The 16,196-nt window shown below is 48.9% G+C and carries 10 protein-coding genes, 3 tRNA genes and 1 pseudogene; 8 read left to right on the plus strand and 6 right to left on the minus strand.

Annotated elements, in window-relative coordinates; all coding sequences use genetic code 11:
* Window positions 1-122: 122 nt before the first annotated feature.
* Window positions 123-986, minus strand: coding sequence for an HTH-type transcriptional activator IlvY (ilvY, locus tag HLG76_RS10750; RefSeq protein WP_077669780.1), 864 nt, complete (start codon window positions 984-986; stop codon window positions 123-125).
* Window positions 987-1,117: 131 nt separating this feature from the next.
* Between ilvY and ilvC the strand changes: the two genes are divergently transcribed.
* On the plus strand, window positions 1,118-2,602 hold the full coding sequence (ilvC, locus tag HLG76_RS10755; RefSeq protein WP_175993637.1) for a ketol-acid reductoisomerase: 1,485 nt from the start codon (window positions 1,118-1,120) through the stop codon (window positions 2,600-2,602).
* A gap of 124 nt (window positions 2,603-2,726) precedes the next feature.
* On the opposite strand, the gene HLG76_RS10760 is transcribed toward ilvC, so the two are convergent.
* The 4 genes and pseudogenes from HLG76_RS10760 to HLG76_RS10775 all read right to left on the minus strand — a co-directional run bounded on the left by HLG76_RS10760 (window position 2,727) and on the right by HLG76_RS10775 (window position 7,886).
* Window positions 2,727-2,993, minus strand: a complete 267-nt coding sequence (locus HLG76_RS10760) for an accessory factor UbiK family protein (RefSeq protein ID WP_021022177.1) — start codon at window positions 2,991-2,993, stop codon at window positions 2,727-2,729.
* Window positions 2,994-3,093: 100 nt separating this feature from the next.
* Window positions 3,094-6,185, minus strand: a pseudogene (locus tag HLG76_RS10765) (multidrug efflux RND transporter permease subunit).
* Window positions 6,186-6,197: 12 nt separating this feature from the next.
* Entirely contained in the window at window positions 6,198-7,304 is a 1,107-nt protein-coding gene (locus tag HLG76_RS10770) for an efflux RND transporter periplasmic adaptor subunit (protein ID WP_077577389.1), read from the minus strand.
* Window positions 7,305-7,325: 21 nt separating this feature from the next.
* Entirely contained in the window at window positions 7,326-7,886 is a 561-nt protein-coding gene (locus tag HLG76_RS10775; RefSeq protein ID WP_175993638.1) for a TetR/AcrR family transcriptional regulator, read from the minus strand.
* Between the two features lie 167 nt (window positions 7,887-8,053).
* Here HLG76_RS10775 and rep point away from each other — a divergent pair, with 167 nt between their 5' ends.
* The gene (rep, locus tag HLG76_RS10780; RefSeq protein ID WP_175993639.1) at window positions 8,054-10,081 is read left to right on the plus strand and encodes a DNA helicase Rep; all 2,028 of its coding nucleotides are present in this window, start codon (window positions 8,054-8,056) and stop codon (window positions 10,079-10,081) included.
* Window positions 10,082-10,150: 69 nt separating this feature from the next.
* Here rep and HLG76_RS10785 read toward each other — a convergent pair whose 3' ends face one another.
* Complete coding sequence (locus tag HLG76_RS10785) at window positions 10,151-10,585, minus strand: cytochrome c5 family protein (protein ID WP_077669766.1); 435 nt, start codon at window positions 10,583-10,585, stop codon at window positions 10,151-10,153.
* Between the two features lie 323 nt (window positions 10,586-10,908).
* On the opposite strand from HLG76_RS10785, the gene HLG76_RS10790 reads away from it, so the two are divergent.
* The 6 genes from HLG76_RS10790 to HLG76_RS10815 all read left to right on the plus strand — a co-directional run bounded on the left by HLG76_RS10790 (window position 10,909) and on the right by HLG76_RS10815 (window position 16,193).
* Window positions 10,909-10,985 (plus strand) — tRNA-Arg (locus HLG76_RS10790).
* 32 nt (window positions 10,986-11,017) lie between these two features.
* A tRNA-His gene (locus HLG76_RS10795) sits at window positions 11,018-11,093 on the plus strand.
* Between the two features lie 24 nt (window positions 11,094-11,117).
* Window positions 11,118-11,194, plus strand: a tRNA-Pro gene (locus tag HLG76_RS10800).
* A 599-nt stretch (window positions 11,195-11,793) separates the two neighbouring features.
* Window positions 11,794-13,512, plus strand: coding sequence for an ABC transporter ATP-binding protein (locus tag HLG76_RS10805; protein ID WP_077669767.1), 1,719 nt, complete (start codon window positions 11,794-11,796; stop codon window positions 13,510-13,512).
* A gap of 90 nt (window positions 13,513-13,602) precedes the next feature.
* The gene (locus tag HLG76_RS10810) at window positions 13,603-15,156 is read left to right on the plus strand and encodes an ABC transporter substrate-binding protein (protein WP_077647396.1); all 1,554 of its coding nucleotides are present in this window, start codon (window positions 13,603-13,605) and stop codon (window positions 15,154-15,156) included.
* Window positions 15,157-15,215: 59 nt separating this feature from the next.
* Window positions 15,216-16,193, plus strand: a complete 978-nt coding sequence (locus HLG76_RS10815) for an ABC transporter permease (protein ID WP_021022169.1) — start codon at window positions 15,216-15,218, stop codon at window positions 16,191-16,193.
* The last annotated feature ends 3 nt before the right edge of the window (window positions 16,194-16,196 follow it).

Here is a 16,196-nt window from a genome sequence, read left to right on the forward strand (position 1 = left end):
CCGCAGGATGGCCTGCCCGTTGTCCGCAACCCCGGCCCTCCGCCACTACTTAGAAGCCCTAGCTGAAAAGCTGGGGTTTTTTGCGTTTAAGCCCCTGGATAGTGATATTGGGGCTTTTTGGGTTATCGCATCGTATCGAGTAGGGCATTGAGTAAAGGTTCTTTGGCGCGGGAAGTTTTACAACAAAGGCCTAGTTCGAGAGGTTGTACGATTTCTTGGCGCAAGCGCTCAACCTTGTCCTTTACTGGACTGTTATCAATCACCACATCCGGTGCAACACCAATACCACAGCCTAATGCCACCATACTGACTATCGCCTCGTGACCCGCTATTTGTGCGTAGACGTTTGGTTCGATGCTTTTGCTGGCTAGCCACTGATCCGCGAGATCACGGGCTGTCCCTGCTTCGGGCAAGATCAAAGGTGTGTGTTGCCAGTCAATGGTTTGCAGATCAATGCCACTGCTGGCCATTGCCGGCGCGATAACCGACAAGCTCACGGTATCAATGGGTTGAAAGACTAAACTTGACGACAAATACTTTGGTTTAGCGGCAATGGCAATGTCTGCACTATTGTCTTGCACCTTTTCTTCTGCCTGAGCGGGATCGCCGGTCAGCAGTTGTAGCTCGATATTTGGGTATTGCTGACGAAATCGCGCGAGGAGCTCAGGTAAATGGCTATAGCTGGCGGTGACCGAGCAAAAGAGCGTGAGTTTACCGCCGAGCAAAGAGGCATGTTCATTAATATTGGCTTTGGTGGTATGCCATAGTTGTAAGATTTCTCGCGCCACGGGTAATAACGTTTTTCCTGCGGGTGTTAAGGTAACGGCTTTGTTCGTCCGAATAAACAACGGTTGACCGATGTCCCCCTCAAGCCGTTGAATAATCCGACTTAAGGCCGATGGGCTAGCATGCATGGCTTTTGCCGCACGGGTATAGCTTTTGGTATCACAGAGGTGAAGAAAACCCGTAAGTTGTTTGGTGTTCATGGTGTGTTCTTGCTTTATTTGCAATGTCATGTTGTGAATATATCACTTTAGGCAATGTGACGGTTAAGGTAGTATCAAAATTAAGCGGTGAAAACACACCCAATCATGGATTCGAATCAATGGAGCACCCTATGGCGAACTACTTTAATACCCTGAATTTGCGTCAACAATTGGAACAATTAGGCGTTTGTCGATTTATGTCGCGCGATGAATTTGCCAACGAGGCCGAATTCCTCAAAGGTAAAAAAGTGGTGATTGTTGGCTGTGGGGCGCAAGGGCTTAACCAGGGTCTAAACATGCGTGACTCTGGTCTCGATGTGGCTTATGCACTGCGTCAGGCGGCGATTGATGAGAAGCGTCCTTCTTACCAAAACGCGGTCGATCATGGGTTTAAAGTGGGGAGCTACCAAGATGTGATCCCACAAGCGGATTTGGTGATCAATCTGACCCCAGATAAGCAACACTCCAACGTCGTAGAGACCGTCATGCCGTTGATGAAAGATGGCGCTGCGCTCGGTTACTCTCATGGCTTTAATATCGTCGAAGTGGGTCAGCGCATTCGTGAAGATATTACCGTCGTTATGGTGGCGCCTAAGTGTCCAGGTACCGAAGTGCGTGAAGAGTATAAACGCGGCTTTGGTGTGCCGACGCTGATCGCGGTCCACCCAGAAAATGATCCTAACGGCGAAGGCTTTGAGGTTGCGAAAGCATGGGCAGCCGCAACCGGCGGTCATCGTGCCGGGGTGCTAGCGTCTTCGTTTGTGGCGGAAGTAAAATCAGACCTGATGGGCGAACAAACCATCCTGTGTGGCATGCTGCAGGCCGGATCGGTTGTTTGCTATGAGAAAATGATTGCAGAAGGTGTTGAGCCGGGTTATGCGGGGAAACTTATTCAATATGGCTGGGAAACCATTACTGAAGCGCTGAAATTCGGTGGCATCACGCATATGATGGATCGCTTGTCCAACCCCGCGAAAGTAAAAGCCTTTGAGCTGTCGGAGTCGCTTAAAGAGCTTATGCGTCCCCTTTACAACAAACACATGGATGACATTATCTCTGGCCATTTCTCCGCGACCATGATGGCCGATTGGGATAATGGCGATAAAGATCTTTTCACTTGGCGTGAGGAAACGGCACAGACCGCGTTTGAAAACTATCCCGAGTCGGATGTAAGCATCAGTGAGCAAGAATTCTTTGATAACGGTATTTTGATGGTTGCCATGGTGCGTGCTGGGGTCGAGCTTGCCTTTGAGGTCATGGTGTCATCCGGCATTGTGGAAGAGTCGGCGTATTACGAGTCATTGCATGAGTTGCCGTTGATTGCTAACACCATTGCACGTAAGCGTCTTTACGAAATGAACGTGGTTATTTCCGATACGGCAGAGTACGGTAACTACTTGTTCGCTAATGTCGCGACGCCATTGTTGCGCGAGCATTTTATGCCAACGGTGGGCGCGGATGTGATTGGCAAAGGATTGTCAGAAACATCTAATCAGGTTGATAACGCCACCTTGATTGAAGTGAATGACCGTATTCGTCATCACCCGATCGAATATATCGGCGAAGAGTTACGCGGCTATATGACTGATATGAAGCAGATTGCACTTGATAATTAATCGCGCTTGATAACTAATTACGCTTAATAGCTAACTGCGCTCGATAACTGACTGCCGTCAGTTGAAATGATACGCAGAGATAAGCCTGGCCTGAGGGTCAGGCTTTTTGCGTTGATGCGATCGGTTATTGCTGGTTATCTTGCGATTGGCCGATCTTTGTTTCCATTTCTTCAAGCTTTGCTTCGAGCTCGGTGAGCTTTTGACGCGTGCGCAGTAGTACCTGAGTTTGTACATCAAACTCCTCGCGGCTTACCACGTCAAGCTTAGTCAGCTGGCCTTGAATGGCTTGGCGAACACGGCTTTCCATATCCGTGCCTAACTCTTTGACAGGCTGAGGCATGGCATCGTGAATTTGCTTGGCCATTTGCTCAAGTTTTTTCGGGTCAAACATGGAATACTCCTTCATTAACTGTCTTTATTCTATGTAAATACGTACAGCTTGTCGAAAGGATGACAAAAGAAAAGGGCCCGTAGGCCCTTAATAGGATGCATTAATGTGATGCACGATAGTCTTCATCGAGCTTATCAAGCTCATCGTCTTCGACAAACACCGGCAGCGGCTTGTGCTTGCTGGCCAGATAGGTATAAATCACTGGAAGAACGAATAGCGTGAATAATGTCCCGATGGCAAGACCCGCCACGATGACTATCCCAATGCTAAAGCGTTGTTCGGCACCGGCGCCGCTGGCAAACATAAGCGGGATAAGGCCTGCAATCATTGCAGCTGTTGTCATCAAGATCGGACGCAGACGAATTTTGCAGCCTCTTTTACCGCATCCATGCGACTGGCTTGGTGATATAGCTGCTGCTCTTTGGCGACTTCACAGATCAGAATACCGTGCTTGGTAATTAGACCTATCAAGGTTATCAGCCCCACCTGCGAGTAGATATTCATTGATGACAGCCCCCACGCCAAAGCAATCAAAGCGCCACAAATTGCCAGAGGCACTGAGACCAAGATCACCAGAGGGTCGAGTAGCGATTCGAACTGAATCGCAAGCACCAAGTAAATAATCGCCAGCGCAAACAAGAAAGTTGCATACAGTGCACTGCCTTCAGTGACGTATTGACGCGATTCACCAAGATAATCGTGCTGATACCCTTTTGGCAGTTCTGCCGCTTTGCTTTCAAACCACTCTACGGCGGTACCCATGGTCACGCTAGGGGCAGCAACGGCACTGATCGTCGCGGCATTCAATTGATTAAAATGAGGTAACGAGCGCGGCTCGCCTGTCACTTCAATATCAATCAAAGAGCCGAGAGGTATCGAATCACCGTTGGCAGCGCTCACGTAGTAGCTTTCGATCGACTCAGGGTTAAGGCGATATTTACGCTCAACTTGCGGGATCACTTCATACGATCGGCCGTCAAAGTCAATACGATTAATGTAGCCATCGGCCATCATGGTCCCGATCGTCGTACCGATATCACGCATGGTGACGCCATACGATCCCGCTTTATCCTTATCAATATGGATATTCATGGTGGCTGAGTCGAAGTTAAGGTTAAGCTCCGAGTAAACGAAATTTGGGCTTGATTGCACTTCGCCCATGATTTCAGCGGTTACTTGATACAGGCTTTCGAAGTTATTGGGCGATGTCACCACAAATTGAATAGGCAAACCTGAGGAAGCGCCTGGCAATTCCGGCATTTCGAAGGTGGTGACCTTCATACCTGGAATATCCTTCACTTCATTCGCCATGCGTTTGACTACCTCAGACTGGCTCGCTTCCCGCTCGCTCCAAGGTACTAATGAGGCGATACCAAAGGCTTGATTCGACTTAGGTACCCCGGAGAAGACTTGTGAGAAAGCCACTTCGGGTTGCTGGTCCAGTTTTTGGTTCACTTCCGCCATGCTATTTTGGATGTAATCCAAGTTAGCGGTGGAGGGCGCAGTACCCATCATGACCACCACGCCTTTATCCTCTGACGGAGCAAGCTCACTAGGAATAAAGCTAAACAGCACCGGCAGGGAAGCGAATACAATCACCGCAAACGTCACGATCACCGGACGGCGCTCCATCACCTTGCTGAGCATACGCGCATACTTATCTGTCATCCCATCAAGGAAGCGATGTACCGCTAACTCAAAACGACTCGGTTGCGCATTGGCTTTTAACAAGGTCGCACACATCACCGGCGAGAGTGTTAGTGCCACAATACCGGACACAAACACCGCCCCAGCAAGCGTTAATGCAAACTCCTTAAACAGGGAGCCGGTGATCCCGCCCATCATGGCGATAGGGGCATAAACGGCTGCCAGTGTTAGCGTCATAGAAATAACGGGCACTGCTATCTCACGGGTACCAATGATGGCGGCACGGAACGGCGACTCACCTAACTTAATATGACGGTCGATATTCTCGAGCACCACGATGGCGTCATCGACCACCAAGCCGATGGCCAAAACCATGGCTAGTAGCGTCATCAAGTTCAGTGAGAAGCCAATCATTTCCATCACTAGCGCTACACCAATCAGCGACAGCGGGATGGTAATAATGGGGATGATTACCGCGCGAAACGAGCCCAAGAACAGAGTAATAACCACCAACACAATTAACGCGGCTTCGATGATGGTTTTGATTACCTCATTGATTGACTCATTGATCGCATTCGACGAGTCATACAACACGTTCATTTCAATGTTGCTGGGCATGTTACGTTCCACTTCGGGCAACATGTCCATCACGTCGGCAGCAATATTGATCGGGTTGGCTGAGGGAGTAGCGTTAATGGCTGCGACAACTGCCTCAGAACCATTGGCAAGCGCTCGGACTCGGTCGTGACTTTTTTCCAGCGAGACGTTAGCAATATCGCCTAACCGCACGACACGACTATCTTGCGTATCAACCACCAGTTTGGCTAATTCTTCCGGCGTTGAAACTTGCGTATCCGCACTGCCGTTGTAGACCATAAAGGTACCGGTAGCTTGACCGGTTGCCGACTGGTAGTTATTGGCATCGAGTACTGACATGACATCAGTGGCACTTAGCTTAAAGGCCGCCATCTTTTCAGGATCAAGCCATACACGTAAGCCGTACTTCACCCCGCCATATAGGTCGATTTTTGACACCCCACCTACGGTAAAAAACTGGGGTTTAACCACGCGCTCAAGATAATCGGTGATCTGGCTCGAGTCGAGTTCTGGCGAGGTAAAACCGATATACATGACGGCGGTCGTAGAGCCGGTCGACATGGATACGGACGGATCTTCTGATTCTGCCGGGAGCTGTGCCCTTACCGAATTGACTTTGGCCAGTATATCTGCCAAGGCAGCATTCGGATCGGTATTTAGCTTCATGTTGACCGTGATTGTCGATGATCCCAGCACCGATTCTGAGGTCATAAAGTCAATATTGTCAGCTTGGGCGACAGCTTGCTCGAGCGGGGTGGTAATAAAACCCTGAATCAAGTCAGCACTGGCACCATAATAGCTGGTTGTGATGGTGACCACGGTATTGGTCATCTCCGGATATTCCCTAACTTGCATCTTAAATAAAGATTGCAAGCCGAGCAGCGCAATCAGAATACTGATTGACGCAGCTAGCACTGGGCGCCGGATAAAAATATCAGTAAAGCGCATCACATCCTCGTCTTACAATTGAGGTAATTGTTCTGGTGGAGTGAGAGCGTCGTTGTCGACGATTTTCACTTTAGAGCCATTGCTTAAGCGCACCTGGCCGGACGTAACAACCTGATCACCAGGCTTTAGACCGTCGATAATGCGTGCTTGATGGCCACGACGCTCGCCGACTTTAAGGACTTGTTGATAAGCGCGCTTTTCTCCATCTTCTTCACGGATCACATACACACTTTCACCGTATAGATTGAAGTTAATCGCGGTTTGATCAATCACGATTTGATTCTCAACCGTCGGCAACACGATATCGGCGCGGGCGAACATCCCTGAGCGTAACTGGCCATCATTGTTGGGAATATTGGCTTCCACTTTAATCAGGCCGCTCTGGCTGTTGACCGCAGGCTCGATAGCACTGATAGAGCCGATGAATTCTTTTTCAGGATAAGCATCGACTGTAATGCGTAATGCCTGGCTTAGACGGAGCTTCGAGATATCGGTTTGCGGCACGGTAAAGCGCAGTTTCATTACCGAGGTATCTTCTAGTCGAGCAATATCGGTACCTGGCTGCAGGTACTCACCCATAAATACATTACGCAGGCCAATCACACCATCAAAGGGAGCTTGAAGGTTACGACGTGCAATGGTGGCTTCAAGCGCATTAATGTCAGCTTGTAAAGAACGGTAATTCGCTTCAGCTTCATCCAATGCTTCTTTAGAAATCGACCCTTTAGTAAACAGTCCTTGATAACGTTTGAACTTGGCTTCTGCGGCGGGTAATCGTGCTTGCGTACTTGCCAAGTTGGCTTTTTCAACGCTAGAGTCGAGTTCAACCAGATTTTGCCCACGTTTAACGGTTTGGCCTGATTCAAAGTTGATCACATCTACCACACCGGCAATTTGCGTGGTTAAGGTGATCCCTTGATTGGGCTCAACAAACCCGATGGCGTCCATGGTGGGTGTCCAGGGTTCAGCGTTAACGGTCACTGCCGTCACTGGGTGCGTCGGCTCTGGCATGTTTGCCATATACTCTGCAACCTTTTGCTGCTTAAACAGGTTAAAGCCAATCACACTGCCAAACAGCAGCAGTGCAAGGATAACCATAAAGAAAAACCATTTTTTCATCGAAGTAAGCTCCGAGCGTCGTTAGTGAAGAGAAATTGCATCCCAGCAAGCTTGGATCGCATCTGCGATAGCATAACTGTCTAGAGTTATAACACCCCGAACCTGTTTGCGAGCTAAACAAAAAACGGGTTCAAGCCCCAAGGTGATGAGCACCTCATCGTCCAGTGGCTTAAAGCGCTTTTGCCGCTTACCTTCCTGAAAGACTTGATAAAGATCAGAGAAGGCCTCTCGCTCTTGCTGGGTTTGTGACTGATCATCGCGTGGCAGGGCATCAAACTGGTCACGAGATAATAATAGGTGATCGCGTTGTAGCATCATGGTCCACGTGTTGCGCCATAACCGCTCAAATTGATCTTTTAGGGTTGGTTCATCCTTTACCCCCTGTTGAATATGGGTCGCACATTGCATCATAAGGTGCATAGACAGTTGACGAAGCAAGTCTTCTTTATCGTTAAAATAGCGATAAATGGTGCCGGCGGCCACTTGCGCTTGGGTGGCGACCTGATGCATTGAGACCTTGTCGAGCCCACGCGTGGCAATCAGTTGCTCTGTCGCGGCGAATATTTGCGCACGTTTGTCCATTGATGATGAACTTACTAGTGAATGAACGTTCATTCATTTTAGAGTGAATTTTGTGCGTATGACAAGCATAAATTGTAGCAAGCTTGTTGAGCCTTGCTTGGGTGAGATAGACATCAGTAAGATTCCTTCTACAATGCCCTCTCAGCCATTAACGAGGTGCCGCCATCATGAAGCTTAATCCTGCGCAATCGGATGCAGTCCGCCATATTTCTGGTCCCTGTCTGGTGTTAGCTGGCGCAGGTTCGGGAAAAACACGCGTGATTACGCATAAGATCGCCTATTTGGTTCAACAATGTGGCTATAAAGCGCGTCATATTGCCGCGGTGACTTTCACGAACAAAGCGGCACGAGAGATGAAAGAGCGCGTGGCACAAAGCTTGGGTAAGCAAGAATCGCGCGGCTTGATGGTGTCAACCTTTCATACCTTGGGCCTGAATATTATCCGTCGAGAATACAAAACCTTGGGGTTAAAAGCGGGCTTTTCGTTGTTTGATGATCAAGACCAATTAGCGCTACTCAAAGCTCTGACCGAAGAAGAGCTAGATAATGATAAAGACTTGCTGCGTCAATTGGTGCACACCATCTCCAACTGGAAAAATGCCATGTTGGGACCCGATGAAGCGCTGGCGCAAGCACAAGGTGAGCGGGACCAGTTATTTGCCGCCTGCTATGCGCGCTATCAAAAACAAATGCGGGCCTATAACGCGCTCGATTTTGATGATCTTATCTTGATGCCGGTGGCGCTACTTAGCCAAAACCAAACCGTGCGTGAGCGTTGGCAAGCACGTATTCGCTATTTATTGGTCGACGAGTATCAAGATACCAACACCAGCCAGTATCAATTGGTGAAGCTGCTGGTGGGTGAGCGATCACGCTTTACCGTGGTCGGGGATGATGACCAATCGATTTACTCCTGGCGAGGCGCTCAGCCGAAAAACCTGGTGTACTTACAACAAGACTTTCCGCGTCTGCATGTGGTGAAGTTGGAGCAAAATTACCGCTCAACCAGTCGAATACTGCGTGCAGCCAATATCTTGATAGCCAATAACCCCCATGTATTCGAAAAAACGCTATTTTCTGCCTTGCCCGATGGCGACATGCTCAAAGTGCTGACTGCCAATAACGAAGAGCATGAAGCGGAACGTGTGGTTGGGGAACTGATAGGCCACCGTTTTTTAGGGCGTACGCAATACAAAGATTACGCGGTCTTATACCGTGGCAATCACCAATCGCGTTTGATTGAAAAAGCCCTGATACAAAATCGTATCCCGTATAAAATATCAGGCGGCACGTCCTTCTTCTCGCGCGCCGAAATTAAAGACATCATGGCCTATTTGCGCTTGTTGACCAACCCAGATGACGACAATGCGTTTTTGCGCGTAGTGAATACGCCGCGACGCGAAATTGGCACGGTGACATTAGAAAAACTCGGCAGTTATGCCAATCAGCGCGGCAAGAGCTTGTTTGCGGCGAGCTTTGAGTTAGGCCTGACCCAGCATTTATCTGGGCGAGGGCTGGCTGCCCTGCAAGCGTTTACGCGGTGGATTGTGGAACTGTCTGATCAGGCTGAGCGGGGCGATACCGTGTCCGCGATACGATCACTGTTGCGAGATACACAGTATGAAGATTGGCTGTATGAGAGTTCATCCAGTCCCAAAGTGGCAGAGATGCGGATGAAAAACGTCTCACAGCTTCACAGTTGGATTGTCGCTGATCTTCAGGGGGATAATCCGGATCAGGTTGAACGAAGCCTGCGAGAAGTGGTTCAGCGCCTGACGCTGCGTGACATGATGGAGCGAGGCGAAGATGATGACGAGGCTGACCAAGTACAGCTGATGACGTTGCACGCATCGAAAGGTCTAGAATTTCCATACGTGTATTTGATCGGTATGGAAGAAGGCTTGTTGCCTCATCAATCGAGTATTGATGAAGATAATATCGACGAAGAGCGGCGTTTAGCTTACGTCGGATTGACCCGTGCGCAAAAGGCGCTGACCTTTGTCGTTTGCAAAGAAAGGCGTCAGTTTGGCGAGCTTATCAAGCCACAACAAAGCCGTTTTCTCGACGAATTGCCGTTTGATGATCTTGAGTGGGAGTCGCAGAAAAAACCTGTGTCTCAAGAAGAGAGAATGGAAAAAGGGCAAGCGGCGATCGCTAACTTAAAAGCCATGCTCGATAAAAACAAGTCATCCTAAACACAGTCTTGCTCAGTAAGTAACGCCGCGAAGGCGGCGTTATTGTCAAACGATTGATGAGCGGTGCTATTAGAGTGCGTCGAGCATGTGCTCGATAGCCGCGACGATTTCATCATCCGAACAGTCCATACAGGTGCCTTTGGCAGGCATCGCATTAAAACCGTTGATCGCATGTTTGGCTAGGGTTTCCATGCCTTTATCAACACGTGGGCCCCAAGCGGCGGCATCACCGGTTTTGGGGGCGCCAGCTGCACCAGTGCTGTGACAGGCTGTGCAGTAAGTATTATAGACCTGGTCACCGCTACGTGGGCCAGTTGGCTCTGCTGCCGCCGTTTGCGTGGGGGCTTCTCCATCAATATACACGTCACCCACAGGTGCAATGCGCTCGGCGATTGCGGCTTTTTCTTGTTCAGACACTTCTAATGCTTGCGCAGCAGAAGCAAATAGTAGGGCTGCTACCGAGGCAACCATAATACGACCTAGACTTTTTCCCTTTGCGCTCACAATGACACTCCCACATTACTGGTGGCTTAACGCCTTTTTTATGTTATTTGCCGCCAACCTTAAGGGGTGAATCAATCAAGAGTGATTCGGTTGCGGCCTGTCAGTCTCGTCTCAACGGATTTGCCAACCTCGCTAGGTTAACCCCGTGTAAAGATTAGGTGATTATAGCGCTTTAGATTGTTACGTTAAACCGTTATAGTAGAGACCTTACTGACGATTTCTACGCGATTTGTTGAAAAAGAGACCAGTCAGTAAAAAAATTAAAAAAAATGCTAGACGGCTGGTGGTGATATCCGTAATATTCGACACCGCCAACGGGGCAAGCGCCCGTAGCTCAGTTGGATAGAGTGTTGGCCTCCGAAGCCAAAGGTCACAGGTTCAAATCCTGTCGGGCGCGCCATTCCGGGATAGGAATATGGCAGAAAATCAGTGGTGGCTGTAGCTCAGTTGGTAGAGCCCTGGATTGTGATTCCAGTTGTCGCGGGTTCAAGTCCCGTCAGCCACCCCATTATTTTCGCACTAAGCTATATGTCGGTGAATAGCGCAGTTTGGTAGCGCATCTGGTTTGGGACCAGAGGGTCGGGGGTTCGAATCCCTCTTCACCGACCACTATTACAAACCCTAGCCTAACGGCTGGGGTTTTTTCGTTTTCTTCCTTCTCCTCTTTCTTCTCTGTTTCTCTTCTCTGTTTCCTTTTGTCTATTCGCTGACATAGAAAATAAAATACGGAAATTAGAGCGCTATCAAGGTTTAGCGAGATAAAAAGTCATCAATTGGTCATAAATTCACAACTGATCGATATAACTGCTATACCTGTCTTTGATAAGGATAAAAAACTACTTAATAAGTAACTTATAACTTATGAAGTGTGTCCATCATTTATAAATCAGTCATTATCACTACGGATGTTATGTGGCTGTTAATTCAGATGGCTTTATTCTATGCGTGATTTGCTTTAAAACAGAGGGAGTGGGAATAGCTTATATCTTTATGATATGAAGTGTGTTTTGTGTCTTGCCGCCGGGCAAGTGCTGGTAGTTAGATGAATGAATATCCGAGATGATTAGGCCTTTATGGTGTTTTCTTCTGTGATGTTGATTTTTTGTGAAATATTTGCCAGATTGGAATCGCATCTCTCCAAGGCGAGGCAGCCCCTTGTTTTGGTTAGCACGTTGATCGTCACCTTTTGACGATATCAAGGATGAAAAATGTCACTGCTAGAAGTTAATAACCTCCGAATAGAGTACCCGTCTCGCCATGGTGTCCACGCGGCCGTGACCTCGCTGTCATTAACGATTGAGCGTGGTGAGATTGTCGGCGTGGTCGGTGAGTCCGGCGCAGGTAAATCAACCGTTGGAAATGCGGTGATTGATTTACTTAGCCCTCCAGGACGCATTGCCAGTGGTGATGTGTACCTCGATGGTCAAAAAATATCGGGCCTGACACCCAATCAAATGCGCAAAGTGCGTGGCGATAAGATTGGCTTTATTTTTCAAGATCCCATGACCTCGCTGAACCCGTTATTTACTGTCGAGCAACAGCTGACAGAAACGATAATAACCAACCTTAATCTGACGTCCCAGCAAGCCTATCAGCGTGCGATAAGCCTGATGGAGCAAGTCGGGATCCCAGAGCCTGAGTTGCGTATTAAGCAGTATCCGCATCAATTTTCTGGTGGGATGCGTCAGCGCGTGGTGATTGCGGTCGCATTGGCCGGTGAGCCAGATTTAATTATCGCTGATGAGCCAACGACAGCATTGGATGTTTCGATTCAAGATCAAATTCTCAATTTGATTCGCGATTTATGCCAGCAGAAAAATGTGGGTTGTATGTTAGTGACCCACGATATGGGCGTAGTGGCGAATGTGACTGATCGTGTCGCGGTCATGTATCGAGGTGACTTAGTTGAACTCGGCACCACACAGCAAGTGTTGGGCGATCCGCAACATCCTTATACCCAAAGTTTAATCTCCGCCGTGCCACGTTCCGATATCAAACTGGATCGTTTTCCTTTGGTGAATTACATCGAAGAAGCAGGCGAAACCCTTGAGCTGGATGTGAAGAACCACTGGCTAGGACAAAGCCAAGACCAACGCGCTTATTCTGGCCCCTTGTTACAAGTAAAGGACGTCTCGTTGCGATTTGTGACCAAGGATTCGTTTTTTGCCAGCCGTCGCGAATATGTCCAAGCCTCGGACCACGTCAGCTTTGATATTGTTGAAGGGGAAACTTTTGGTCTGGTCGGCGAGTCAGGATCCGGGAAGTCAACCATCGCTCGGGCGATTACCGGGCTGTATCCGCCCAATACCGGCCAGATTATTTTTGAAGATATCGATTTGACCGCGATAAAAAGTGAGCGGGCCCGTCGTCCAATCCGTCGTCAAATGCAGATGGTGTTTCAAAACCCCTATTCATCCATGAATCCGCGGATGAAGATTTATGACATTATCGCGGAGCCGATTCGCTTTCACCGCTTGGCAGAAAGTGAGTCGCAAATCCGTCAAATTGTCGGAGACTTGCTCGATCACGTGGGATTAGGCCGTGGTGCTGGGATCAAATATCCGCATGAGTTTTCTGGTGGCCAGCGTCAGCGTATCTCGATTGCCCGCGCACTGGCGACGCGACCACGGTTGCTGATTTGTGACGAGCCAACCTCCGCGTTAGATGTCTCTGTTCAGGCTCAGATCTTAAATCTGCTTAAAGATCTGCAAGACGAGCTCAATCTGACCATGTTATTTATCAGCCATGATTTACCGGTGATTCGTCAAATGTGCGATCGCATTGGGGTGATGCGTAAAGGTCAGCTACTTGAAGTCGCTCCAACCGAGCAACTGTTTACTGACCCACAACATGAATATAGCCGTCATCTTATCTCATTAATGCCTGAGTTTAAGGGAATGAGCACAGAAGGTTTGCAACCGGCATAGCGTGCTATGTCGACGCGGCCAAGGGCCGCACCGTATCTATGATGCAAACACAGCAGGGGGTATATCCCCTACGCATAAAGGAGCTATGCAATGAAAACAATGAAGAGCAAGATAGCCGTGGCACTCATGGCCGCTGGCCTAAGTTTTAGTGCTGCCGCTGCCGACATTACAGTGGCTTATGACGCGGATCCCGTTTCTTTGGATCCGCATGAGCAACTGTCTGGTGGTACCTTACAGCTATCACACATGGTCTTCGACCCCTTGGTCCGCTTTACCCAAGAGATGGACTTCGAGCCTCGTCTTGCCACCTCGTGGGAGCGTATCGACAATCAAACCGTGCGTTTCAACCTTCGCGAAGGGGTCACTTTCCACTCCGGTAACCCATTTAGTGCTGATGACGTTGTTTGGACGTTTGATCGTTTGAAATCTTCGCCGGATTTTAAAGGGATTTTCACCCCAATCGTTGACATCAAAAAAGTCGATGAGCACACCGTTGATGTGGTCACCGACGGCACCTACCCACTGGTAGAAAACGTGATGACCTACGTGTTCCCCATGGACAGCAAATTCTATAGTGGTGAGACCGAAGACGGACGCGACAAATCTGAGCTGAAGAAAAATGGTTCAACGTATGCATCAACACACTTGTCAGGCACAGGGCCGTACGTGGTCGACGAACGTGAACAAGGCGTAGTGGTTGAATTTGACCGTAATGAGAATTACTGGGACAAAGACAGCGTAGGCAATGTCGACAACATCACGCTGCGTCCGATCAAAGAAGATGCCACCCGTGTCGCGGCACTGCTATCGGGTGACGTCGATATGATCGCCCCTGTATCGCCCAACGATTATCGTCGCATCGATCGCTCTGATAATTTGCAGCTGGTGACCATGCCAGGTACACGCGTGATTACCTTCCAAATGAACCAAAGTGTGGTGGATGAATTTAAAGACCCGCGTGTCCGTCAAGCGGTGGCGTATGCGGTCAATAACGAAGGCATCGCGCAAAAAATTATGAAAGGCGCCGCGACACCGGCAAGCCAGCAAAGCCCAGTCGGTTATGCGGGTTACAATGCCGATCTCGCGCCTCGTTATGACTTGGCGAAAGCGAAAAAGTTGATGGAAGAAGCCGGTTATCCTGATGGTTTTTCTGTCACCATGATTGCCCCCAATAACCGCTATGTGAATGATGAAAAAATCGCTCAAGCGGTATCCGCGATGATGGCGAAAATCGGCATCAAAGTGGATTTACAGACCATGCCAAAAGCGCAGTACTGGCCTGAGTTTGATAAGTGTGAAGCCGGTATGCAAATGATCGGCTGGCACCCAGATACGGAAGATTCGGCTAACTTTACCGAGTTCCTCACCATGACCCGCAACGCTGACACGGGTAAAGGGCAGTATAACTGTGGCCATTACTCGAACAGTGAAGTGGACAAACTGGTACTCGATGCGAATTCAGAAACGGATCTGGAAAAACGTAACGCGATGCTGCAAAAGGTCGAGAAGATCTTGTATGACGATGCGGCTTTCCTTCCTCTGCACTGGCAAGATCCGTCTTGGGCAGCCAAAAATAACGTTAACATCAAACCGATCGTTAACGGTATGAACTTCCCTTACTTCGGCGATTTAGTGGTCGAGTAATGGATTGACACAGGGCCCCAATCCTGGGGCCTTGATTATCCAATCGCTTAGAGGCACACATGGTAACGTTTTTAGTCAAACGTCTGGTACAGGCACTGATTGTGATGTTTGTCATCAGTCTGGTGGCGTTTGCTATCCAAGACAACCTTGGCGACCCCTTGCGGGAGCTGGTGGGACAATCAGTATCAGAAGCAGAGCGCGATGCGCTGCGCGATGAAATGGGACTTAATGATCCCTTTATAACCAAATATACTCGCTTTGTCGGTCAGGCCCTACAAGGTGATTTAGGCAATTCTTACTTCTTTAAACGACCGGTTGTCGATGTCATTTTAGATAAACTGGGCGCCACTTTAGAGCTGGTGGTCGGTGCGGCGTTGATCATCGTGGTGGTGTCGATTCCACTTGGTGTGTACGCCGCTATCCATCCCAAAAGTATACTTACCAAGATTATCATGGGCTTTAGTATCGTAGGGATTTCGATTCCCGTGTTCCTGACGGCAATCATGCTGATGTACGTCTTTTCCATTGAGCTTGGCTGGTTACCTTCCTATGGGCGAGGGGAAACGGCCAATTGGCTAGGTTGGGAGTCTGGCTTTTTCACCTTAGACGGCCTTGCGCACTTAGTATTACCCGCCGTGTCATTAGCCTCTATCATGTTGCCGCTATTTATTCGCTTGGTGCGTTCTGAAATGCTGGAAGCGTTGGGCACTGAATATGTCAAATTTGCGCGTGCGAAAGGGCTCCCCGAAAATAAGGTTTATTATCAGCATGCATTGAAAAACACCATGTTACCTGTGGTGACTGTAGGCGGAGTGCAAATCGGCACCATGATTGCCTATACCATTTTGACAGAAACCGTGTTTCAGTGGCCAGGAATGGGCTTTCTCTTTCTTGAAGCGATCAACCGTGTCGATACACCTTTGATTACTGCCTATGTCATTTTCGTCGGATTGATCTTTGTCGTCACCAATACATTTGTCGACTTACTGTATGGCCTGATTAATCCCACGGTTAACATTACCGGTAAGGAGGCGTAAGCG

This window comes from Salinivibrio sp. EAGSL (genome assembly GCF_013366455.1).
Lineage (GTDB): Bacteria > Pseudomonadota > Gammaproteobacteria > Enterobacterales > Vibrionaceae > Salinivibrio > Salinivibrio costicola.